Origin of the sequence: Arthrobacter sp. MPF02, assembly GCF_046605375.1 — a bacterium.
Taxonomy (GTDB): domain Bacteria; phylum Actinomycetota; class Actinomycetes; order Actinomycetales; family Micrococcaceae; genus Arthrobacter.
The window spans coordinates 3157524-3179515 of sequence record NZ_CP176772.1 but is presented as its reverse complement, the minus strand read 5'-3'; the positions used below and the strand labels follow the sequence as shown (position 1 = coordinate 3179515).

Here is a 21992-nt window from a genome sequence, read left to right as displayed (position 1 = left end):
AGTTGGGTGGGGTGGGCGGGAGCTTAGGTGAGGCGCACCTGGCGGTTCATGTCCTTGTACAGCAGGTACCGGAACTCACCGGGGCCGCCGGCGTAGCAGGCCTGCGGGCAGAAGGCGCGCAGCCACATGAAGTCGCCGGCTTCCACTTCCACCCAGTCGTTGTTGAGCAGGTACATGGCCTTGCCCTCCAGGACGTACAGGCCGTGCTCCATGACGTGGGTTTCCGGGAACGGGATCACGCCGCCGGGCTGGAACGTCACGATGTTGACCTGCATGTCATGGGCCAGGTCGTTCGAATCAGTGAACCGCGTGGTCTTCCAGACGTCGTTGGTGTCCGGCATGGACGTCGGCTCCACGTCCTTTTCGTTGGTTACGAAGGACTTGGCCTCGTACCCCTCCAGCCGTTCATAGGCCTTGCGGATCCAGTGAAAGGAGACGATGTCGTCGGAGACATTCTCCAGGCCCCACTGCGCTCCGGCGGCAAGGTACGCGTAGCCGCCCTCCTCCAGCGTGTGCAGTTCGCCGTCGAGGGTGAGGTTGACCGTGCCCTTGGTGACGAAGATGACGCCTTCCACGCCTTCCTCGAATTCGGCGCGTGGTGCCCCGCCGCCCGGTCCGATCTCCACGATCAGCTGGGAGAAGGTGGTGGCGAAGCCCGAGATGGGGCGGGCGATGATCCAGGACCGGGTGTTGGCAAAGCCCGGCAGGTTGGAGGTGACGATGTCCGTCAGCACGCCCTTGGGGATGACCGTGTACGCCTCGGTGACGATGGCGCGCTCGGTGGTGAGGTGGGTCTGCGGCGGCAGCCCGCCCTGCGGGTAGTAGTACTTGCCCATTGAAGGTCCTTACTTGGGAGTTGGAGTGGTGGCGAGCTGCGGGTGCGCCAGTGCGGTCAGCTGGGGAATTCCGACGCCGGCAAGCGCCTGGACCTCATCGGCCCCCACGGCGCCGCACTGGACACCCCGGAGGACGAAGGCGGCCAGGGCCCGGGCAGTGGCGGGCTCGTCCATGACGCCTCCTTCGGTCCGCTCGACATAGTTGCGCAGGCGCGCCGCAGCGGCAGGGAGGCCTTCGCGGTAGAAGGCGTAGGTGGCGGCGAACCGGCTGGGCAGCTGGGCCGGGTGCAGGTCCCAGCCCTGGTAGTAGCCGCGCTCCAGCGACCGCCGGACCAGCCGGCCGTGCAGCCGCCACGCGTTCTCCACATTGTCACCCACCGGGATGATGTTGGTGGACCCGTCGGAAAGCCGGATCCCCGTCCCGGCCACGGCCAGCTGCATGACTTCCTTGGCGAAGTCGGCCACCGGGTGCTCCATGGACTGGTATTCGGCCGAAATCTGCAGCGACGCAGAGTAGTCGTACGTGCCGTAGTGCAGTCCGCTGATCCGGCCTGGGACGGCATGCGGCAGCTGTGCCACCGGCGAGGTGCCGTCCGGGCCCAGGATCAGTTGCGGGGTTTCCACCTGGACTTCGAAGCGGAGGCGTCCGGCGGGCAGCGAGTGGACTTCCTCCAGCCGGGACACGGCATAGTCCATGGCCTGGACCTGCGCCACCGTTGTGACTTTCGGCAGGGTCAGGACCAGCCCGTCCGGCAGTTCGCCCGCGGCGGCGAGGCCGGAGACGAACAGGTCCAGGGTGCGGAGCCCCCGGGCCCGGGTGGGTGCTTCGAAGCACTTGAACCGAATGCCGATGAACGGGGGAGCGGACCCCGCCGCGACTGCCTTGGCCACCGCGGAAGCCGCGGCAACCGCGGCGGCGTCCTCGGCGTCGTCGCCCCTGTCCCCGAACCCATCCTCAAAATCCAGGCGCAGGTCCTCGATCGGCTCACCGGCGAGCTTGGCCGCGACCCGCGCGGCGACCGCGTCGGCGAGGCCGCCGTCCTGGCCCAGCAGCGAGCCGAGCCGTTCAAACCCGCCGTGGGCCTCCGCCGTCGCCACCGCTTCGGCGCCCCAGTCAGCGGCGAACGACGGCGTAAAGCGGTCAGCGGGGACGTACACCGTGTGCACCGGCTGGCGGGAGCCGTCGTCGCCCGGGTAGTTCTGCTCCAGCAGCCGGTCCGTGGCAGCAAGCTGCCCGTCGATATGGGCGAGGTCCCCGGCGGAAAGCGAAGTCCTGGGTGTTCCGGCCATGCCTCAGCCCACCAGTTCGTAGGCCGGGGTGGTGAGGAAGTCGGTGTAGTCGTCCGAAAGGCAGATGTCCGCGATCAGTTCGCTGGCGGGCTGGTAGTAGCGGCGGAATGCCTCGTCGCCGAACTCGGTGCGCAGCCGCTCGGTCTCCTCGCCCAGGATCCGCTCCACCAGTTCCTTGGTCACGGTGTTGCCGGTGTCCGCGAGGACGGACTTGTTGCGGATCTGCTGCCACACCTGCGAGCGGGAAATCTCCGCGGTGGCTGCATCTTCCATCAGGTTGTGGATAGCCACTGCGCCGTTACCGGACAGCCAGACGGCCGTGTAGGCGACGGCCACGTAGAGGTTCAGGCGCAGGCCGGCTTCGGTCACCTGGCCTTCTGCGGAGGAGACATCCAGCAGCTGGTCGGCGGTGACGAAAACTTCCGGACGCTGCTTGTCCAGCTGGTTCGGCTTATCGCCCAGGACCGAGTCGAACACCTCGCGGCACGTGGGCACCAGGTCCGGATGCGCCACCCAGGAACCGTCGAATCCGTCGTTGGCCTCGCGGGTCTTGTCCGCCCGCACTTTCTCGAAGGCGGCCGCGGTGACCTCCGGGTGGCGCCGGTTGGGGATGACAGCTGCCATGCCGCCCATGGCGAAGGCGCCGCGCTTGTGGCAGGTCTTCACCAGCAGTTCGGTGTAGGCGCGCATGAACGGGGCCGTCATCACCACGGAAGCACGGTCCGGGAGGACGAACTCCTCGCCGGCGTCACGGAAGTACTTGATAATGCTGAACAGGTAGTCCCAGCGGCCGGCGTTCAGGCCGGAGGCGTGGTCGCGCAGCTCGTAGAGGATCTCGTCCATCTCGAAGGCGGCCGGGATGGTTTCGATCAGCACCGTGGCGCGGATGGTGCCCTGGTTCAGGCCCAGGTAGTCCTGCGCGAAGACAAAGATGTCGTTCCAGAGCCGTGCCTCGAGGTGGCTTTCCATCTTGGGCAGGTAGTAGTACGGGCCGTGGCCGTTGAGCACCAGCTGCTTGGCGATGTGGAAGAAGTGCAGGCCGAAGTCCACCAGGGCGCCCACGGCGGGTTCGCCGTTGATGAGCATGTGCTTTTCCTGCATGTGCCAGCCCCGGGGCCGGGCCACCACGACGGCGAGCGGAGCGTCGGTGCGGAGCCGGTACTCCTTGCCTTCGTCCGAGGTGTAGCTGAGGGTGCCCTGGGCGGCGTCGCGGAGGTTGAGGATCGCGTCGACGACGTTGTTCCAGGTGGGCGTGCTGGCATCCTCGAGGTCCGCCAGCCATACCTTGGCACCCGAGTTGAGGGCGTTGATGGCCATCTTCGCGGGGGAGGCGGGGCCTGTCATCTCAACCCGGCGGTCCTGCAAAGCCGCCGGTGCGGGCGCAACCTTCCAGTCGCCGTCGCGCACGTCCTGCGTCTCCGGCAGGAAGTCCAGCTTTCCGGTTTCGGCAACCCGCTGCCGCTTCGCCGTGCGGGCGGCGAGGAGTTCGTTGCGCGTTCCGGCAAAGCGGGTGTGAAGCTCCTCCACGAACGCCAGCGCCTTGGGGGTGAGGATCTCCTCGGCGCGGTTGATTGGCCGAAGATCTGTAACGGTGATGGCCATTTCTGGTCCTTTCCTTTGGCTGGAAGTTCGGGCGGTCAGGCGTTGGCCAGGGCGGGTGCGGCAGCTTCAGCCGAATCCGCGGCGGTTGCCACGTTTGCCGAGCGGGCGGCGGCAGCTACTGCGGCGGCGACGTCACCGGCCACATGGGGATCGAAGACGCTGGGGATAATGTAGCTTGCGTTCAGCTCGTCGTCAGCAACCCGGTTGGCGATTGCCTCCGCCGCCGCCACCAGCATCTCCGGCGTGATGTCGGAGGCGCCGGCATCCAGCAGGCCGCGGAAGAAGCCGGGGAAAGCCAGCACGTTGTTGATCTGGTTGGGGAAGTCGCTTCGGCCGGTGGCCACCACCGCGGCGTGCCTGGAGGCAACAACGGGGTCGATTTCCGGCGTCGGGTTGGCCATGGCGAAGACAATCGCGTTGTCCGCCATGGAGGCCACCTGCTCCTCGCCGATCACGTGCGGCGCGCTCACGCCGATGAAGACGTCCGCGCCCTTGAGCGCCTCGTGCAGCGTGCCGGAGAAGCCTTCCTCATTGGTGTTCGCTGCGATCCAGGTGCGGTGTTCGTCGCTGTACTTCTCTCCGGCGTGGATGGCGCCGGAGCGGCCGGCGGCGATGATGTGCCGCGCGCCCTGGGCCTTGAGGAGCTGGATGATGGCTGAGCCTGCCGCACCGACGCCGGAGACGACGATCCGCACCTCGGACAGCTTCTTGTCCACCACGCGCAGGGCGTTGACCAGGGCGGCCTGGGTGACAATGGCAGTGCCGTGCTGGTCGTCATGGAACACGGGGATATCCAGTTCCTCACGGAGCCGGTTCTCAATCTCGAAGCAGCGCGGGGCGGCGATGTCCTCCAGGTTGATGCCGCCGTACACCGGGGCCATGGCCTTGGCGATCCGGATGATTTCCTCGGTGTCCTGGGTGTCCAGGCAGACCGGCCAGGCGTCCACGTTGGCGAACTGCTTGAAGAGGGCGGCCTTGCCTTCCATGACGGGAAGGGCGGCGGCCGGGCCGATGTTGCCGAGGCCGAGGACCGCGGAACCGTCCGTGAGGACGGCGATGGTGTTGCGCTTGACCGTGAGGTTGCGGGCGGCGGCCGGGTCCTCGGCGATGGCCAGGCAGACGCGCGCGACGCCGGGTGTGTAGGCGCGGGAAAGATCGTCACGGTTGCGCAGGGCCACCTTGGGGACGACTTCGAGCTTGCCGCCGAGGTGCATCAGGAAGGTGCGGTCCGAGACGTGCTGGACGGTGACGCCGTCGAGCGCGTCCAGGGCGTCCTTGACGCGGGCCGCGTGGGCGTCGTCCGTGGTGTTGCAGGTGACGTCGACGACGAGTGTCTCGTGGTGGGATTCGCTGACGTCCAGTGCGGTGATGGCGGCGCCTGCTGCTCCCACTGCTGCTGCCAGTTCGCTGGTGGCGCTGAAGCTCGACGGTGCTTCCACGCGCAGGGTGATCGAATTTCCGGGGCTGGGGTTCGCCATTGAATGTCCTCCTGTTGGGCCTTGTCCGGGCTGCTGCTCAAACCGAGTGTTTTCGTATTATGGATATTATTATCTACTTTGTGGAAAGACAAGCCCTGTGCTGCCTCCATCGCATCCCCTCCGGCAGTGCTGTATCTTGAAACAACTAGGGCAATTCTTTTCACGATGCGGATAAGACTTGTCGGAATCCGAGTCACAGGAGACTGGTACATGGCTGAAAAGGTTGCCGGAGGCGTGCAGTCCGTTGAGCGCGTCTTCGAACTTCTGGAATTGATCACTGATGCGGGCGGCGACGTCACCCTCAGTGAGTTGTCCTCATCCACGGACCTGCCGCTGCCCACTATCCACCGGCTCCTGCGCACCCTTGTGGCCCTGGGTTACATCCGCCAGCTGCCCAACAGGCGTTACGCCCTGGGCCCGCGGCTCATCCGGCTGGGGGAGGGGGCCAACAAGCAGCTCGGTGCCCTGGCACGTCCGCAGCTGAAGACCCTGGTGGACCGGCTGGGCGAAACCTCCAACATGGCGGTGCTCGATTCGGACATGGTCATCTACGTGGCCCAGGTTCCGTCGCTGCACTCCATGCGCATGTTCACCGAGGTGGGACGCCGGGCCCACACGCACGCCACCGGCGTCGGAAAGGCCATCTTGGCCCAGTTGGACGACGACGTTGTCCGCGGCATCGTGACCCGCGCCGGCATGCCCACCCCCACGGTGAAGAGCATCGGCGGGATCGACGACCTCCTGGCCGACCTCAAGCTCATCCGCGAACGTGGCTACTCCATCGACGAGGAGGAGCAGGAACTCGGCGTGCGCTGCTTCGCCATGGCCGTGCCCAACGCCCCCACCCCCACCGCCATTTCGGTGTCCGGCCCGGTGTCCCGGGTGGATGAGCACTTTGCCGATAAGGCTGTGCCGGTCCTCCGCGAGGCGGCCGAGGCCATCTCCTCGGAACTCAACCGCGCCTGACCCCTGCGCTATTGACGACGGCGGCCCGCACCTTTCGCGAAGGTGCGGGCCGCCGTCGTCAGCTGGCTAGTGCTCGATTGCCTTGGCGGAGGAGTCCACCCGGACTTCCTTGCCGTCGCAGTCGATGAGCTTGCCGCCCTCGAAGCGGTCACCCTCCATCAGGCATTTGATGTCCTGTTCCTGGACCACCCGTCCGGTGCCGGCGACGAAGACCGACTGGTTCTCCGAGTTGCCGGCCTTCAAATGGTTGAACAGCAGGTTCAGCAGGATGGCCATCACCGCGGCGGAGCTGATGCCGGAGTGGAAGATGGTGGCGAACCAGTCAGGGAACTTGTCGTAGAAGGCCGGGGCGGCGATGGGGATCATGCCGAAGCCGATGGAGGTGGCAACGATGATCAGGTTCATGTTGTTTTTGTATTCGACCTTGGCCAGGGTGCGGATGCCGCTGGCGGCGACGGTGCCGAACAGGACGATGCCTGCCCCGCCCAGGACTGCTGTGGGAACCGCGGCGACGACGCGGCCCAGGATGGGCAGGAGCCCGAGGATGACGAGGATGACGCCGCCGGCTGCTACGACGTAGCGGCTCTTGATTTTGGTGACGGCGACCAGGCCAACGTTCTGGGCGAACGCGCTTTGGGTAAAGGAGCCGAAGACCGGGGCGAGGAGGCTGGAGCCCATGTCCGCGCGCAGGCCCGCTGCGATGCGCTTGGAGTCGACTTTGGTGCCGACGATTTCGCCGACGGCCAGGATGTCGGCCATGGTTTCGGTCAGGATGACCAGGACGACGATCAGCATGGAGATGATCGCTGCGATCTCGAAGGTGGGGGCGCCGAGGTGGAACGGTGTCGGGAACGCGGCAATCGGCCCTTCCCCGACCTTGGAAAAGTTGGCCATGCCGGTGGCGACGGCCACCAGCGTTCCGATGACCATGGCCAGCAGAATTGACAGCCGGGAAATGGTCGCGTTGCCGAGCTTGCTCAGGAGCAGAACGAGGGCCAGGGTGATGGCTGCGAGCCCGATATTTTCGATGTTGCCGTAGTTCTCAGCCCTCCGGTTGCCGCCCATGGCCCAGTTGGCCGCGACCGGCATCAGGGTCAGGCCGATGGTGGTGATGACGGTGCCGGTGACCACCGGCGGGAAGAACCGCACGATTTTCGAGAAGACCGGGGCGATCAGCAGACCGATCGCGGCCGATACGATAACCGCTCCGAAAACCGACTGGATGCCTCCGCCGGTGGTGACGATGGCGACCATTGTTGCCACGCCGGCGAAGGATACGCCCTGGACCAGGGGCAGCTGGGAGCCGAAGAACGGGATGCCCACGGTCTGCAGGATGGTGGCGAGCCCGCCCATGAAGAGCGCGGCGGCGATCAGGACGCCGATGTCGGCAGGGGGCAGCCCTGCGGCCTGGCCGACGATGAGCGGGACGGCAACGATGCCGCCGTACATGGTCAGGACGTGCTGGAAGCCGTAGGCGAAACTGCTTCCGATGGGCAGCCGTTCGTCCTCGGGGCGGGTTGACTGCTGGCCTTTGCCGGCGACGGCGGTGGCGGATTTCCTTTTGATGTTCATGGCAGACTTTCTTGGTTCATGGCAGACGTCATCGTCTGGCTAACGTTGTCTGGCTAACGGTTGTGAATCTGTGGGTCCGGAGTTTTTGTCCACTAATGGGGACTTCAGAGGTGCTGAAGCCGATTTATCTGGACAAAAACTCCGGGCGGGGTTGGGTGATGCAGGCGGTCTAGCAGAAGCCGGCGATGCCGGACCAGGCGGCCGGGGCCGCGGTGGCGTCGTCGCGCTGGACGGTGGCCTCGATCAGGCCGTAGGGGCGGTCAGCTGCGTAGAAGACCTCGTTGGGGTTGTCCAGGCCGAACGGTGTGAGGTCGACCAGGAAGTGGTGCTTGTTGGGCATGGAGAACTTGATCTCGTCGATCTCGCTGTGGGCCTCGAGGACCTTGGCGCCCATGTCGAACAGGGTCTGCTGCAGGGCGTGCGAGTACTTTTCGGTGAAGCCTTCGAGCAGGAGTGCCTTGACGTCGTCGTAGTTCTTGTTGAAGTCCAGGCTGCTGAAGTCGGTGCCGGTCTTGAAGCGCCAGCGGGCGGAGACGTCAGTGGCCAGGATGCGGTCCGTGGTTTCGGGCAGGGTGGTGTAGCGGTCGCGGGGGTAGCCCACGAAGCCGGACTGGGTGGACTTCAGGACGGTAAGGTCCTTGAGCCCGGAGACCAGGTGCGTCGTGGCGCCGTCGCGGACCAGGACCGCGGTGCGGACTTCCTGGCCGTTGCGGACGAACGAGTGGTCGTGTTCGCTGCCGTGCGCCTGGATGCGGTTCCAGGCGTACGACTCGGCTTCCCAGCGGCCGCCGGTGACCCAGTCGAAGCTGGAGGTGAAGTGTTCACCGAGGCGCAGCAGGAACGCTTCGGGGGAGCCGACGCCGTCGCGGGCGAAGGCGTAGATGGTGTTTTTCTGGGTGTCCGTGGCCACCACGTGGGCGTTGTCGCCCTCCAGGTGGGCCGCGGTGAAGTCGCCCCGCAGCTGCGAGGTGACGTTCAGGTCCTCGATCTCGTGGCGGGCGGTGTCGCGGGTGATCTTGACGACCCGGACTTCCGCCTTGCCGTACTGGTTTTCGCCGAGGATGATCTTGCTGCTCATGGTCTTTTCCCAACTTCCGGTAAGTGGAACCTAGGTTCCAGCACTGAAATTAAGTGCGCGTTTCGAGCGCGTTTCCGGTGGAGCCGACCCAACAAAAAAGAGCCGGCATCCATCGATGCCAGCTCATTACGACCCTGCCTGCTGCTCCCAGGTTACGTGACCTGCGCCACGAGTTGCCTACCAGCGTACCCCTGCAAGCCGGTGGTGTACATCACAAATCCAAAATCCCGTTTGTGACCAGCAGCGGTTAGGGCGGCGTCCAGACCCATTGACCGATCCTCCTCATGGCTCTTATGCTTTTCGTATAGCAAAAACAGTTTTCCGCCTTGCGGAATTGGCTCATTGTCGAGGAGGATCAGATGTACCCGCAGGACAGGACGCCCGTCGCGCCGCAGCCGGCCGCCGCACCTTCAGCCCAGGAGTTCTACCTCCCCCTCGGTGGCGGCACGGACCCGGATTTCTACGTCCCGGAGGACCGCGTTCACGGACCCGGCCCGTTTTCCCGCTGGATCTCCGCGCTGCCCGGGTTTGGCAAGCGGCGGGGCTAGGTATTGGGCCGGCCAGGCCATTCCTTGCCCGCCCAGGGGTCGTAGTCCGCGATGAGCTCCTCCTGCGGCGGACGCGCGGCTTCGCGGACATGCTGCAGGTTCACCCGCACGCGGTACCATAGCGAACTCGAGCCGCGCATCCCGTCCACCAGCACGTCGGCCGGATGGAGGGCAGGCACAACGTCTGCATGGCGGGATTTCCACTCTTCAAGCGCGGCCATCGCCTCCGGTTTGTTCTTGGTGCGCGCCACCTCGATCAGCGGCATCACTGACTGCCGGCGGCCCGATCCGTTCGCCCCGCGGGGTGCTTTCTCGGCAGGACCCAGTTCCTTGGCCAGGGCCAGCAGCCCGTCCAGTTTTCCCACTGCGTCATCGATGCCGACGTGCGGATCGCCGATCTGCGCGAACCTCTCCAGCACCGTGGGGACCGTGAACCGTTCCGGGCGGGCGGTACGCACCTCCTCCCACGTCAGGGGCGTCGACACCCGGGCATCGGGCAGGGCACGTACTGAGTAGGCCGATGCCACGGTGCGGTCCTTGGCGTTCTGGTTGAAATCCACGAAGACGCTTTCGCCCCGCTCCTCCTTCCACCACCGCGCCGTGGCCAGGCCGGGCGCCCGGTTCTCCACCTCCCGGGCAAGCGTTTCGGCAGCGAGCCGGACCTCCTTGTAGGACCAGTGGGGCGCGATGCGCACCAGGATGTGCAGCCCGCGCGAGCCGCTGGTCTTGGGCCACCCCACCAGCTCCACATCGTCGAGGACTTCCTGCGCCACGTACGCGACGTCCACTATCTGTGACCAGTCGACGCCCGGCATGGGATCCAGATCCACGCGCAGTTCGTCGGGATGCTCCAGGTCCTCGGCCCGCACGGGATGCGGATTAAGGTCCAGGCAGCCGAGGTTGATGACCCAGGCCAGGCCCGCGGCGTCCCGGATGACGGCCTCCTCCGCGGATGTTCCGGACGCGTAGCGCAGGGTTGTGGTGTCGATATACGGAGGGTGGTTTTCCGGCACGCGCTTCTGGAAGAACGGCTCGGCCTCGATGCCCTTCGGGAAGCGCTTGAGCACCATCGGCCGGCCGCCCGCACCGCGCAGCGCACCCTCCGCCACCGCCACGTAGTAGCGCACCAAATCAAGCTTGGTCAGCCCGGGTTCCGGGAACACCACCTTGTCCGGGCTGGAAATCCGGACCTCCTCACCATCGATGTCCAGGATCTCGGCCGGCGTCTTTGACGGAGTCATGCCGCCACGGTAGCAGTTGCCTTGCCACCATTTCGATGGTTCCCTGCGCACGAGGCGTTCGGATACGTCGTCCTCACAGGGAACCGTCGAACTGGCCGGGCCTTAGCCGTTGACCAGCCTTTTTGCCGCTTCGGAGTGCTCCGCTATCAGACCTGCGACGTCCAGTCCCGGGACCTGCCCGTCCACCACGCGCCACTGCCCGCCCACCATCACCCGGTCCGCGCGGTCGGCGGCGCACAGCAGCAGCGCGGCGACGGGGTCGTGGCTGCCCGAGAAGCGGAGGTCGTCAAGCTTGAAAAGGGCCAGGTCCGCCTGCATGCCGGGCGCCAGCTGCCCGAGTGTGGGCCGGCCGAGAACGGCAGCCGAGCCGCGGGTCGCCCAACCGAGCGCCCGCTCCACGGGCACGTCCGCCCCGTACCGGAGCCGCTGGAGATACAGCGCCTGCCGGGCCTCCAGGATCATGTTCGAGGCATCGTTCGACGCCGAGCCGTCCACTCCCAGCCCCACCGGCACCCCCGCGTCCTCCAGTTCCAGGACCCGGGCCGTGCCCGAAGCGAGCCTCATGTTGGAAGTGGGGCAATGCGCGACGGCGGTGCCCGCCTTTCCGAGTCGGCCGATCTCCGCGTCGCTAAAATGGATGCCGTGGCCGAGCCACGTGCGGTCCGTCAGCCAGCCGACGCTGTCCAGGTAGTCCACGGTCCGCAGCCCGAACATCTCCCGGCAAAAGTCCTCCTCGTCCAGGGTTTCGGCCAGATGGGTGTGCAGCCGGACGTCCAGGCGCCCGGCGAGCGCGGCACTTTCAGCCATGATCTCCTTCGTCACCGAAAACGGTGAGCAGGGGGCCAGGGCAATCTGGATGACGGCGTCCCCGCCGCGCTCGTGGTAGCGGGCCACCAGCCGTTCGCTGTCCGCCAGCACCACCTCCGGATCCTGCACAGTGGACTGTGGCGGCAGGCCGCCGTCGTCCGTTCCCAGCGTCATGGACCCGCGGGTGAGGGTGGCGCGCATGCCCAGGCGCCGCACCGCGGCCACCTCGATGTCGATCGCGTCTTCCAGCCCTGCAGGGAAGAGGTAGTGGTGGTCGGCGGCGGTGGTGCAGCCGGAGAGCAGCAGTTCGGCCAGCGCCACCGTGGCAGCAAGCTCGAGGTCCTCCGGGGTGAGCCGGGCCCACACCGGGTACAGGTTCTGCAGCCAGGGGAAGAGCGGGGCATTCGCCACCGGCCCCCAGGCGCGCGTCAGGGTCTGGTAGAAGTGGTGGTGCGTGTTGATCAGGCCGGGCAGCAGGACGTGGCTGCCGGCGTCGTAAATGTCCGCGCACGGTGCCGAAGGCTGCTGTCCTGCGGCAAGCACCTCCACGATGGTGCCGCCGCTGACAACCACCCCGCCTGAAGCGTCGAGCGAATTGGCGGTGAAGGCGGCCAGCGGGTTCCGGATCCAGAGCGGGGAGGCGGAGGCAGGGGTGGGGAAAACCATTGTTTGTCCTTGTCTGAGCGCAGGGATGGGAATTCCAGCTCAGTGGGGACCTGTCTGCTGATCCAGGTGGCCGCAAATTGCACCTGTTAATGGCAAGGCACTGCGGGTGCGTTCAGCCTAGGGAGCGACGCCGCAGCCGTCAACGCCGGTGGAATGTGACCGGTGTCAGGCGCCGGAAACAAGGATTTCACATTGCGAAAATTAGTTTCCAGAAAAGTATGGCGCAGACCACAATCCGGTGCTAACCTCGATTCTGCCAAAGGCGGGCACCCGGTTCCGGGAGGCTATCTACCAGGCGCAACTTAACCTTCACAGCACATGCTGAAGCCTGGTAACCGTTCGCACCTGGTTCTACTGGTCCTGCAACCGGCAAACAGGCTTCCCGGCACTAAGGAAGTCGCATCATGAGTACCACCGTCACGGCCGAGCAGTTCCTGGCCAGATCCATCCGGCTGGCAACGGCCAACGTCCTCAACAGCGGCGGGCCCTTCGGCGCCATGATCGTCACCGCGGACGGCAAGACATTCGACGGCGTCAACCGCGTCACCGCGGACAACGATCCCACCGCCCACGCGGAGGTCACCGCCATCCGCACCGCCTGCCGCGAACTCGGCACCTTCGACCTCAGCGGCGCCGTCCTCTACACCAGCTGCGAGCCATGCCCCATGTGCCTGGCCTCCGCGCTCTGGGCCCGCGTCGGGCGGGTGGTCTACGCTGCCGACCGGCATGACGCAGCCTCGGTAGGCTTCGACGACGCCGTCTTTTACGAATATTTCGAAAGCCAGGACAGGGACTCCCTGATGCCGGTGTCCAAGCTGGAACTGGGCGACCCCCAGGCCCCCACGCCGCTGGAGCCGTTCAACACCTGGAACACGCTCGACTCCAGGATCGACTACTAGGCCCGGCGGCTACGATGACCATCCTCGATTCCTCCCACGAGGAGCATTCGGCTCCACAAACCCGCACCCCCCGCCCGGCAGCCGCTGCAGCGGCAGGGACCCCCAGCCCGCCGGCGTCGAACTCCCTCCTTGACCGGTTCTTCCACATCAGCCGGCGCGGCTCCACGCTGGCCCGTGAATTCCGCGGCGGCCTGGTCACCTTCTTCACCATGGCGTACATCGTCATCCTGAACCCGCTCATCCTCGGCGGGTTCAGCGCGGACAACGCGCCCACGGACGTTGCCGGCGGGTGGCTCTCCGCCGCGCAGGTGGGCGCCGTCACCGGCCTCACCGCCGGTGTGATGACCATCCTCTTCGGCCTCGTCGCCAACCTGCCGTTCGGCCTGGCAGCAGGGCTTGGCATCAACTCCTTCCTGGCCGTCTCGGTGATCCAGGAAGTCACCTGGGCCGAGGCCATGGGCCTGGTGGTGATCAACGGCATCCTGATTGTGCTGTTCGGCGTCACCGGTGCCCGCACCGCCATCTTCCGGGCAGTGCCCAAGGAACTGAAGGCCGCCATCACCGTGGGCATCGGCCTGTTCATCGCCTTCATCGGTTTCGTGGACTCCGGCTTTGTCCGGGCCACGGCGGGCGGACCGCCCGTCCAGCTGGGCGACGGCGGCTCCATCACCTCCGTGCCCACCCTGGTGTTCGTCATCGGCCTGCTCAGCATGGGCATCCTGGTGGCGCGCAAGGTCCAGGGCGGCCTGCTCATCGGCATCGTCGGCACCACCGTGCTGGCCGCCGTCGTGGAAGCCGTCTTCAAAATCGGCCCCGCCAGCGCCAGCAACCCCGGCGGCTGGCACCTGAACACCCCTGTCCTGTCCGGGCAGCTCGTCTCCGCCCCGGACCTGTCCCTGGTGGGGCAGTTCGACCTCTTCGGCTCGTTCGCCAGGATCGGCGGGCTGGCAGCCACCATGCTGGTGTTCACCCTGGTCTTCACCAACTTCTTCGACGCCATGGGCACCATGACCGGTCTGGCCAGGAGCGCCGGCGTCGCACACAAGGACGGCACGTTCCCCCGGCTCAAGTCAGCCTTCATCGTGGAAGGCTTCGGCGCCGTGGCAGGCGGCGCCACCTCCGGCTCCTCCAATACCGTGTACATCGACTCCGCAGCCGGCATCGGCGAAGGCGCCCGCACCGGCCTGGCCTCGGTGGTGACGGGCGTGCTGTTCCTCGGCTCGATGTTCCTCACCCCGCTCACGAGCGTGGTTCCGCTCGAGGTCGCCGCCGCGGCGCTCGTTGTGGTGGGCGCGATGATGATGGCGCAGATCCGCGAAATCAAGTTCACCAAGTTCACAGTGGCCCTGCCGGCATTCCTCACCATCGTGACCATGCCGCTGAGCTACTCCATCGCCAACGGCATCGGGGTGGGCTTCGTCAGCTGGGCCATCATCGGCGCCGCGTCCGGCAAGGCGAAGAAGATCCATCCCCTGATGTGGGCCGTCAGCGCCGGATTCCTGGTGTACTTCGCCCGCGGGCCCATCAACATCCTCCTGGGAGCCTGACCCGCGCTGCCGGTCCGGCCGTCCGCCCCGCCATCCCGGGGGCGGACCGCCGGACCGGCGTACCGCCCGCATTTCCACCCCACATCCTTTCCGAACCACGCGACAGGAACGACAATGGACACCACCGCCGCGGAAGAAGGAGTGCCGCAATGCTTGACCTGATCCCTTCGCTCGGCTCCTGGCTGCAGCGGCCCGCGGACCGGCAGTTCGCCGTTGCCACCATTGTTGCGGCCACGGGTTCCGTTCCCCGGCCCGTCGGAACCTCCATGATCGTCACCGCCTCCGGTGAGGTGCTGGGCAGCCTGTCCGGCGGCTGCGTGGAAGGCGCCGTGGTGGCGCTCGCGCAGGACGCAATGGACGACGGCGGCCCGCGCCGCAAAGCCTTCGGCTTCAGTTCCGCAGACGCCTTCGCCGCCGGACTCACCTGTGGGGGAGAGCTGGATGTTTACATTGAGCCGGTTCCCGCCGACATTCCCGGACAGGCCACTCACCCGCTCCGGGCCTCGCTGCGCCGACTCGCGGAGCTGGCGCCGGATGAACCCATAGCACTGGTACGGGGGATCGGCACCCCCGGGGGCGGCGCCGTCGTCATCCGGAATTCCGAAGGCTTCACCGCCGCCCTCAACCTGGCCGGGCTGCGGGGCGAGCCGCTCGCCCAAGTGGAAGCACTGGTGAGCAGCGGCGGTGCCGGCCTGGTCCGGCTGGCCCAATCCGGCAGCTGTCCTGCGGACAGGGCCGGTGATGACAAGGAACCCGGGCCCGCCGTCCTGGTGGAGTCCCGCCTGGCGCCGCCGCGGATGCTGGTGTTCGGCGCCAACGACTTTGGCGCGGCACTGGTTCCCGCGGCCAGGCTCCTCGGCTATCACGTGACCCTGGTGGACGCCCGTCCTGCCTTCACGAACCAGCCCCGGTTCGCCGTGGCTGACCAGGTGGTGACGGACTGGCCGCACCGCTACCTGGCGGCGGAATCAGCCGCCGGACGGGTGGACAGCCGCACCGTGGCGGCCGTCCTCACCCACGATCCGAAGTTCGACATCCCGCTTCTGGAAACGGCGCTCGCCCTGGACCTCGCCTACGTGGGTGCCATGGGCTCCCGGCGGAGCCACCTGCAGCGGGTGGACCACCTCCTCGCCGCCGGTGTCCGGCCGGAACGGATCGCACAGCTGCATTCACCCATCGGCCTGGACCTCGGTGCCGTCACCCCGGCCGAAGTGGCGGTGTCCATTACCGCCGAGCTTCTCGCCGCCCGCAACGGCGCCGCCAAATGCATCCCGCTGCGGGACGCGTCCGGCCCCATCCATCAACAGCACCCGGCCCGGCCGGTGCCCACAAACACCATCCCGCAGGAGATCGCATGGACATGAATACCATCGAGGCGGTGGTCCCCACCACCGACCCCGCAGAATGGCGCGCAGGCGACGCCTGGCTCGCCGGCGGAACGGTCCTCTTCTCCTACGGCAGCTACGCCTTCGGGCCGGAGCCGCTGCGCCGCCTCCTGGACCTCGGCGCGGCAGGCTGGACCCCCGCCACCGTCACCGAGGACGGCATCGAGCTTGCGGCCACCTGCACCGTCGCCCAGCTTTACAGCCTGCCGGATTCCCCGGCAGCAGCCGGCCGGCCCTGGCCCGGACTGGACCTGGTCCGGCCGTGCTGCGATTCCTTCGTGGCGTCCTTCAAGGTCTGGAACACCTCCACCGTGGGCGGCAACCTCTGCACCTCGCTGCCCGCCGGGCCCATGATTTCGCTCTGCGCCGGTCTGGACGGCACCGCAACCATCCTCGGCCAGGGCGGCGCCAGCCGCACCGTTGCCGTCGCCGAATTCGTCACCGGTGACGCCCAAAACTGCCTGTCACCCGGCGAGCTGCTGCGCAGCATCCACCTGCCGGCGTCGGCCCTGTCCTCCCGGGTGGCCTTCCGCCGCCTGTCCCTGAGCAACCTGGGCCGCTCCGGCGTCCTGCTGATTGGAAGGCTCGACGGCGGCACCTCACTGGTCCTCACCGTCACCGCCGCGACCAAGCGGCCAGTGCAGCTGCGCTTCGAAGCGGTCCCTGGTGCGGACCGGCTGGCGGCGGCACTTGATGATGCGATTCCCGCCGACGTTTACCACGACGACATCCACGGCCTGCCGGACTGGCGCCGGGACATGACCTACCGGCTGGCGGAGGAAATCCGCGCCGAACTCACCGCGCCGGCCGGCGCCGCAGGGCTCCAGGTATCCGGGGATTTCTGGCCGCCGGCCGGCCGCGACGCACTTTCGAAAGGGGCCTGAGCATGGCCATCGACATCAACGGAACACCGACCGACGCCACGCCGCGCCCCGGCCAATGCCTGCGGACCTTCCTGCGCGAGCAGGGCAACACCGGCGTCAAAAAGGGCTGCGACGGCGGCGACTGCGGTGCCTGCACCGTGCACGTGGACGGGACCCCGGTCCACAGCTGCATCTATCCGGCGGTCCGCGCCGAGGGGCATTCAGTCACCACCATCGAGGGGCTTGCCGCCACCTCCGGTCCTGCACGCGACCTCCACCCGGTCCAGCAGCAGTTCATGGAGCGGCAGGGCTTCCAGTGCGGTTTCTGCACGGCCGGCATGGTGATGACCGCCGCCACGTTCGATGAGAAGCAAAAGGACAACCTGCCCCGGAACCTCAAGGGCAACCTCTGCCGCTGCACCGGCTACCGCGCCATCGCCGACGCCGTATGCGGGGACGCGGGCCACCCTGATCCGCAGGGACAGGGTTCAGGGATCGCCGGGGAAGGGCAGCCGGACCCGGAACCGGGGCAGCTGGGCGACGACGTGCCCGCCCCCGCCAGCAGGGCCGTGGTCACCGGGACTGCCCGGTACACCCTGGACCTTTCCAAGGAGCAACAGCAGGGCCTGCTGCACCTGAAGATCCTGCGCTCGCCGCACCCGCATGCCCGGGTGGTCTCGATCAACAAGGAAGCCGCGCTGCAGGTGCCCGGCGTTGTGGCCGTCTTCACGCATAAGGACGCGCCGGAACAGCTGTTCTCCACGGCCCAGCACGAGCTCTTTACCGACGACCCCGACGATACCCGGGTGCTGGATGACGTGGTCCGGTTCATCGGGCAGCGGGTGGCTGCCGTCGTGGCCGAATCCGTACCAGCGGCGGAAGCCGGCGTCCGTGCCCTGGCCGTAGAGTATGAGGAACTGCCCGCCGTCCTCACCCCGCAGGATGCCCTGCTGCCCGGTGCGCCGCTGGTGCACGGGGACAAGGACGGCACCACGGCCCGGATTTCCCGGCCGGACCGCAACGTGGTTGCCGAGCTGCACTCCGAACTGGGCAGCGTGGCGGACGGCTTCGCGGCCGCTGACTTTATCCACGAACAGACGTACCGGACCCAGCGGGTCCAGCACGTGGCGCTGGAAACCCATGCCGCGATTGCTTTCGTGGACGGCGACGGCCGGCTGCAGGTGCGCACCTCCAGCCAGGTCCCGTTCCTGGTCCGCCGTACGCTGTGCCGTGTCTTCGGGCTGGAGGAGGACCGGGTCCATGTGGTGGCCGGCAGAGTGGGCGGCGGCTTCGGCGGCAAACAGGAAGTCCTCACGGAGGACCTGGTGGCGCTCGCGGCCCTGAAACTGAAGCGTCCCGTGCAGCTGGAACTCACCCGCACCGAGCAGTTCACGGCCACCACCACCCGGCACCCGTTCACCATCAGGCTCAAAGCCGGGGCCGGCAGGGACGGAGCGCTGACTGCCCTGGAACTGGACGTGCTCACCAACACCGGCGCGTACGGGAACCACGGCCCGGGCGTGATGTTCCACGGCTGCGGTGAATCGCTGGCGGTGTACAAGTGCGCCAACAAGAAGGTGGACGCGCACGCCATGTACACCAACACCGTCCCGGCCGGTGCGTTCCGCGGCTACGGGCTGAGCCAGATGGTCTTCGCCATCGAATCCGCCATGGACGAGCTCGCAGCCGGCATCGGGATGGACCCGTTCGAGTTCCGCCGGAAAAACATGGTCCGCGAAGGGGACCACATGCTCTCCACCCAGCCCGAACCCGAGGAGGACGTCCACTACGGCAGCTACGGGCTGGACCAGTGCCTCGACCTGGTACGCGACGCCCTGGACCGGGGCCGTGAACGCTACCGGGCGGCGGGACTGGATGAGCTGGGCCCGGACTGGATGACCGGCGAGGGCGCCGCGCTGTCCATGATCGATACCGTGCCGCCGCGCGGCCACTTTGCCCACTCCCGGCTCAGGCTCCTGCCGGACGGGACGTACCAGGCTGACGTCGGGACAGCCGAATTCGGCAACGGCACCACCACCGTCCACGCCCAGCTCGCCGCCACAGCCCTGGCCACTGACGCCTCCCGCGTTGTGGTGCGGCAGTCGGACACGGACCTGATCGAGCACGATACCGGAGCCTTCGGGTCCTCCGGCACAGTGGTGGCCGGCAAGGCGACCCTGGCGGCGGCCGAAGAACTGGCCGTCCGCATCCGGGCCTTCGCAGCGGGCATCCGGCAGACCCAGGCCGCCGCCTGTGTACTAGAGGGTGACACGGTGGTCATCGACGGGACCCCCGTGGCACTGGCTGAACTGGCGCAGCAGGCAGCGGATGCCGGCGTCGAACTCACTGCCGAAGGGCGCTGGGGCGGCACTCCGCGCTCCGTGGCCTTCAACGTCCACGGGTTCCGGGTGGCCGTCAACCGCGGCACCGGCGAGCTGAAAATCCTGCAGAGCGTGCAGGCCGCGGACGCCGGCGTGGTGGTCAACCCCCGCCAGTGCCGCGGACAGATCGAAGGCGGCATCGCCCAGGCCATCGGCGCGGCGCTGTACGAGGAAGTGGTGGTGAACGACGCCGGCAAGGTCACCACGGACATCCTGCGGCAGTACCACATCCCCACCTTCGCGGACGTTCCGCGCAGCGAAGTGTACTTTGCGGACACCAACGATTCCCTGGGGCCGATGGGCGCCAAGTCCATGAGTGAAAGCCCGTTCAACCCCGTGGCGCCGGCGCTGGCGAACGCGATCCGGAACGCCACAGGCGTACGTTTCGCATCCCTGCCGATTGCCCGCGACCGGATCTACCTGGGCCTCAAGGCGGCGGGACTGGTGCCCGCCGAACGGGTTCTTTCCTGATGCGGGGGGCGGGGTCATATAAGGCCCGCCCGGGCGCGTCCGGACGGCCCGATCTGACCCCGCCCTGCATCGTTGCATATAGTCGAGGGATGGAACAGCGGATTTTAGGCAAGACCGGACGGAACGTATCGGTCGTGGGGCTGGGCACCTGGCAGCTCGGCGCGGACTGGGGCCACGTGGACCCGGCGCAGGCGCAGGCCATCCTGGCGGCGTCGGCGGAAGCAGGCGTGAACTTTTTCGACACCGCCGATGTGTACGGCGACGGCAAGAGTGAGCAAGCCATTGGGAAGTTCCTCGCGGACAACCCGGGGCTGGAAATCACCGTGGCCACCAAGATGGGGCGCCGGGTGGACCAGGTGCCGGAAAACTACACCCTGGCCAACTTCCGCCAGTGGGTGGACCGCTCGCGCAGGAACCTGGGAACGGACACCCTGGACCTGGTCCAGCTGCACTGCCCGCCCACCCCGGTGTTCAGCAACAACGAGGTTTATGACGCCCTGGACACCCTGGTGGCGGAAGGTGCCATCCGGAACTATGGAGTGAGCGTGGAACGGACGGACGAGGCGCTGGAAGCGATCCGGCGCGGGAACACCGCCTCCGTCCAGATCATCCTCAATGCCTTCCGGCTCAAGCCCCTGGACGAGGTGCTGCCCGCGGCCAAGGCGGCCAACGTGGGCGTCATCGCCCGGGTCCCGCTCGCTTCGGGCCTGCTGTCCGGGAAGTACTCCAAGGACACGGAGTTTGCCGAGAACGACCACCGAAACTACAACCGCAACGGCGATGCCTTCGACGTCGGCGAGACCTTCTCCGGCGTCGACTACGAGCTGGGGTTGAAGGCCGTGGCGGAGTTTGAACAGCTGGTGCCGTCCGGTGCCACAACCGCCCAGGCAGCAATCGCCTGGATTGCCGCGCAGGACGGCGTCACCTCCGTCATTCCCGGGGCCCGTACCGTGGAGCAGGCTGGGGCCAACGCTGCCGCCGCTTCCGTGGCGGTAACCCAGGAGTTCGACGGCGGAGTCCGCTGGATTTACGACCACTACTTCCGGGAATCGATCCACCCGCGCTGGTAACGTTCGGCCAGGACAGACCGTGCGCCCCGCCTCCAATATCAATGCGTTCATCGAACAGCTGGCGGCGGTGGCGCCCGGACCTGCCTGGACCAACTTTTTCGACCACAGAGTGCCGGCCAATGCGCAGCGCCGGGACAACCTGGGCCTCTACCTGACCCAGATGCTGGAGCGGCGGCCCGAGGTCCTGCTGGTGGGGGAGGCCCCCGGTTTCCGGGGCATGCGCATTACCGGTGTGCCCTTCACCAACCGGAGCATGTTCGGAGGCCCTGCCAACAGCTTCGGGTTGTTCGGTGCCAGTGCGGGGTATGTCGTGCCGCCGGATGCAACGGGCGTCCCCCTGGAACCCACCGCCACGGTGATGTGGCAGGTCCTGGCGGAGCTGGAGTTCCTGCCGCTGCTGTGGAGTGCGTTCCCCTGGCACCCGCATCAGCCGGGAAAGCCCCAATCCAACAGGACGCCCAGGCCGGCTGAGGCCGCCCTGGGAACGCCCTTCTGGCAGGCGCTTGCGGAACTGTTCGCGGTCCGGACAGTGGTGGCAGTGGGTAACGTGGCGCACCGCAGCCTGCTGCGCAGCGGCCTGAACGTGCCCAAGATCCGCCATCCGGCGCACGGCGGACGGGAGGGTTTCAAGAGCGGGCTGGAGCAGCTGCTACTGAAGTAGGTCCAGCTGGTCCGGGGTATCAATGTCCTCGTCGGTGGACTGGTCGCTGCAGTCCACCTCGTCCACCAGGTCCGTGTGGGCCTGCAGGAACCCGCGGGCGCCGGCGTCGCCGCCCACGGTCTCCCGTACCGCCGCGCGCAGCGAGGCGTCGATCAGCAGCGGATGGCCGCGGCGCAAACCCTGCGCCAGCCCGCCGTCGGACGCTTCCCGGCGGCGGTACGCGGCAGCGGTAACACGCCCCGGCCGGTGCGTGGCGAGCAGCCGTTCCACCGTGGCCCGGGTCAGCCCGGGCTGGTCCACCAGCGCAACCAGCACGTCGTCTGCCGGATCCGCCGCCTCCTCGCCCAGCAGGAAGGAACTGCCCATGCCTGTCCGCCAGCGCGGATTGACGGCAACCCGGCAGTGGTCCAGTCTGGCGCCGGCGGTGACGTCCGCCGCGCCGGCGCCCAGGACCACCACCACCTCGCGGCAGCCGCCGTCGAGCAAGGTGCCGGCAATGGCTTCCACCAGCGGCCGGCCGCGGTAGGGCAGCAGCGCTTTTGGGCCCATGCCCAGCCGGGTCCCGGCCCCCGCGGCCAGCACAATCCCGGTAACGTGAATTCCCATACCCGCACCCTAACGTGGATGGATC

Annotated in this window: 18 protein-coding genes; 9 read left to right on the top strand and 9 right to left on the bottom strand. The window is 67.4% G+C overall.

All coding sequences use genetic code 11. The features are described 5' to 3' along the window. Positions 1-23: 23 nt before the first annotated feature. From ACLH0K_RS15050 to ACLH0K_RS15035, 4 genes are read right to left on the bottom strand one after another with little or no spacing between them, the layout of a single operon-like run. Positions 24-836, bottom strand: coding sequence for a bifunctional allantoicase/(S)-ureidoglycine aminohydrolase (locus ACLH0K_RS15050; protein ID WP_411374352.1), 813 nt, complete (start codon positions 834-836; stop codon positions 24-26). 9 nt (positions 837-845) lie between these two features. After that, on the bottom strand, positions 846-2126 hold the full coding sequence (locus tag ACLH0K_RS15045; protein ID WP_411374351.1) for a DUF6986 family protein: 1281 nt from the start codon (positions 2124-2126) through the stop codon (positions 846-848). Positions 2127-2129: 3 nt separating this feature from the next. Then, entirely contained in the window at positions 2130-3728 is a 1599-nt protein-coding gene (gene aceB / locus ACLH0K_RS15040; RefSeq protein WP_411374350.1) for a malate synthase A, read from the bottom strand. Between the two features lie 35 nt (positions 3729-3763). Beyond that, on the bottom strand, positions 3764-5206 hold the full coding sequence (locus ACLH0K_RS15035; protein WP_411374349.1) for an NAD-dependent malic enzyme: 1443 nt from the start codon (positions 5204-5206) through the stop codon (positions 3764-3766). A gap of 210 nt (positions 5207-5416) precedes the next feature. Between ACLH0K_RS15035 and ACLH0K_RS15030 the strand changes: the two genes are divergently transcribed. After that, complete coding sequence (locus ACLH0K_RS15030) at positions 5417-6172, top strand: IclR family transcriptional regulator (RefSeq protein ID WP_411374348.1); 756 nt, start codon at positions 5417-5419, stop codon at positions 6170-6172. A 66-nt stretch (positions 6173-6238) separates the two neighbouring features. Here ACLH0K_RS15030 and ACLH0K_RS15025 read toward each other — a convergent pair whose 3' ends face one another. Both ACLH0K_RS15025 and pucL read right to left on the bottom strand, forming a co-directional pair. Then, positions 6239-7744, bottom strand: a complete 1506-nt coding sequence (locus ACLH0K_RS15025) for a nucleobase:cation symporter-2 family protein (RefSeq protein WP_411374347.1) — start codon at positions 7742-7744, stop codon at positions 6239-6241. Between the two features lie 169 nt (positions 7745-7913). After that, a complete protein-coding gene (gene pucL, locus ACLH0K_RS15020) occupies positions 7914-8822 on the bottom strand; it encodes a factor-independent urate hydroxylase (RefSeq protein WP_411374346.1) in 909 nt (302 codons plus the stop codon). Between the two features lie 359 nt (positions 8823-9181). Here pucL and ACLH0K_RS15015 point away from each other — a divergent pair, with 359 nt between their 5' ends. Beyond that, the gene (locus ACLH0K_RS15015; protein WP_411374345.1) at positions 9182-9370 is read left to right on the top strand and encodes a hypothetical protein; all 189 of its coding nucleotides are present in this window, start codon (positions 9182-9184) and stop codon (positions 9368-9370) included. Here ACLH0K_RS15015 and ligD read toward each other — a convergent pair. Both ligD and ACLH0K_RS15005 read right to left on the bottom strand, forming a co-directional pair. Beyond that, on the bottom strand, positions 9367-10611 hold the full coding sequence (ligD, locus tag ACLH0K_RS15010) for a non-homologous end-joining DNA ligase (RefSeq protein ID WP_411374344.1): 1245 nt from the start codon (positions 10609-10611) through the stop codon (positions 9367-9369). The two genes, ACLH0K_RS15015 and ligD, sit on opposite strands and share 4 nt — an antisense overlap. 102 nt (positions 10612-10713) lie before the next feature. Beyond that, a complete protein-coding gene (locus ACLH0K_RS15005) occupies positions 10714-12084 on the bottom strand; it encodes an 8-oxoguanine deaminase (protein ID WP_411374343.1) in 1371 nt (456 codons plus the stop codon). 404 nt (positions 12085-12488) lie between these two features. Here ACLH0K_RS15005 and ACLH0K_RS15000 point away from each other — a divergent pair, with 404 nt between their 5' ends. From ACLH0K_RS15000 to ACLH0K_RS14970, 7 genes are all read left to right on the top strand, one after another. Continuing rightward, on the top strand, positions 12489-12983 hold the full coding sequence (locus tag ACLH0K_RS15000) for a nucleoside deaminase (protein WP_411374342.1): 495 nt from the start codon (positions 12489-12491) through the stop codon (positions 12981-12983). 14 nt (positions 12984-12997) lie between these two features. Then, complete coding sequence (locus tag ACLH0K_RS14995) at positions 12998-14530, top strand: NCS2 family permease (protein WP_411374341.1); 1533 nt, start codon at positions 12998-13000, stop codon at positions 14528-14530. A 149-nt stretch (positions 14531-14679) separates the two neighbouring features. After that, on the top strand, positions 14680-15894 hold the full coding sequence (locus ACLH0K_RS14990; RefSeq protein WP_411374340.1) for an XdhC family protein: 1215 nt from the start codon (positions 14680-14682) through the stop codon (positions 15892-15894). After that, a complete protein-coding gene (locus ACLH0K_RS14985) occupies positions 15885-16799 on the top strand; it encodes an FAD binding domain-containing protein (RefSeq protein ID WP_411374339.1) in 915 nt (304 codons plus the stop codon). Before ACLH0K_RS14990 ends, ACLH0K_RS14985 begins: the two co-directional genes overlap by 10 nt. A gap of 2 nt (positions 16800-16801) precedes the next feature. Continuing rightward, positions 16802-19630: a molybdopterin-dependent oxidoreductase gene (locus ACLH0K_RS14980; RefSeq protein WP_411374338.1), complete on the top strand. Its 2829-nt coding sequence runs from the start codon at positions 16802-16804 to the stop codon at positions 19628-19630. A gap of 89 nt (positions 19631-19719) precedes the next feature. Continuing rightward, positions 19720-20700, top strand: a complete 981-nt coding sequence (locus tag ACLH0K_RS14975; RefSeq protein ID WP_411374337.1) for an aldo/keto reductase — start codon at positions 19720-19722, stop codon at positions 20698-20700. 19 nt (positions 20701-20719) lie between these two features. Further along, complete coding sequence (locus ACLH0K_RS14970; RefSeq protein ID WP_411374336.1) at positions 20720-21361, top strand: uracil-DNA glycosylase; 642 nt, start codon at positions 20720-20722, stop codon at positions 21359-21361. Here the strand turns inward: ACLH0K_RS14970 and nboR are convergent. Beyond that, positions 21350-21967, bottom strand: a complete 618-nt coding sequence (gene nboR, locus ACLH0K_RS14965) for a nicotine blue oxidoreductase (protein WP_411374335.1) — start codon at positions 21965-21967, stop codon at positions 21350-21352. The genes ACLH0K_RS14970 and nboR overlap by 12 nt on opposite strands. Positions 21968-21992: the final 25 nt, after the last annotated feature.

Bases quoted from the DNA above. Each gene is read 5' to 3' on its own strand.
- ACLH0K_RS15050 (WP_411374352.1), bottom strand. From the start codon at position 836: ATGGGCAAGTACTACTACCCGCAGGGCGGGCTGCCGCCGCAGACCCAC.
- ACLH0K_RS15045 (WP_411374351.1), bottom strand. From the start codon at position 2,126: ATGGCCGGAACACCCAGGACTTCGCTTTCCGCCGGGGACCTCGCCCAT.
- aceB (WP_411374350.1), bottom strand. From the start codon at position 3,728: ATGGCCATCACCGTTACAGATCTTCGGCCAATCAACCGCGCCGAGGAG.
- ACLH0K_RS15035 (WP_411374349.1), bottom strand. From the start codon at position 5,206: ATGGCGAACCCCAGCCCCGGAAATTCGATCACCCTGCGCGTGGAAGCA.
- ACLH0K_RS15030 (WP_411374348.1), top strand. From the start codon at position 5,417: ATGGCTGAAAAGGTTGCCGGAGGCGTGCAGTCCGTTGAGCGCGTCTTC.
- ACLH0K_RS15025 (WP_411374347.1), bottom strand. From the start codon at position 7,744: ATGAACATCAAAAGGAAATCCGCCACCGCCGTCGCCGGCAAAGGCCAG.
- pucL (WP_411374346.1), bottom strand. From the start codon at position 8,822: ATGAGCAGCAAGATCATCCTCGGCGAAAACCAGTACGGCAAGGCGGAA.
- ACLH0K_RS15015 (WP_411374345.1), top strand. From the start codon at position 9,182: ATGTACCCGCAGGACAGGACGCCCGTCGCGCCGCAGCCGGCCGCCGCA.
- ligD (WP_411374344.1), bottom strand. From the start codon at position 10,611: ATGACTCCGTCAAAGACGCCGGCCGAGATCCTGGACATCGATGGTGAG.
- ACLH0K_RS15005 (WP_411374343.1), bottom strand. From the start codon at position 12,084: ATGGTTTTCCCCACCCCTGCCTCCGCCTCCCCGCTCTGGATCCGGAAC.
- ACLH0K_RS15000 (WP_411374342.1), top strand. From the start codon at position 12,489: ATGAGTACCACCGTCACGGCCGAGCAGTTCCTGGCCAGATCCATCCGG.
- ACLH0K_RS14995 (WP_411374341.1), top strand. From the start codon at position 12,998: ATGACCATCCTCGATTCCTCCCACGAGGAGCATTCGGCTCCACAAACC.
- ACLH0K_RS14990 (WP_411374340.1), top strand. From the start codon at position 14,680: ATGCTTGACCTGATCCCTTCGCTCGGCTCCTGGCTGCAGCGGCCCGCG.
- ACLH0K_RS14985 (WP_411374339.1), top strand. From the start codon at position 15,885: ATGGACATGAATACCATCGAGGCGGTGGTCCCCACCACCGACCCCGCA.
- ACLH0K_RS14980 (WP_411374338.1), top strand. From the start codon at position 16,802: ATGGCCATCGACATCAACGGAACACCGACCGACGCCACGCCGCGCCCC.
- ACLH0K_RS14975 (WP_411374337.1), top strand. From the start codon at position 19,720: ATGGAACAGCGGATTTTAGGCAAGACCGGACGGAACGTATCGGTCGTG.
- nboR (WP_411374335.1), bottom strand. From the start codon at position 21,967: ATGGGAATTCACGTTACCGGGATTGTGCTGGCCGCGGGGGCCGGGACC.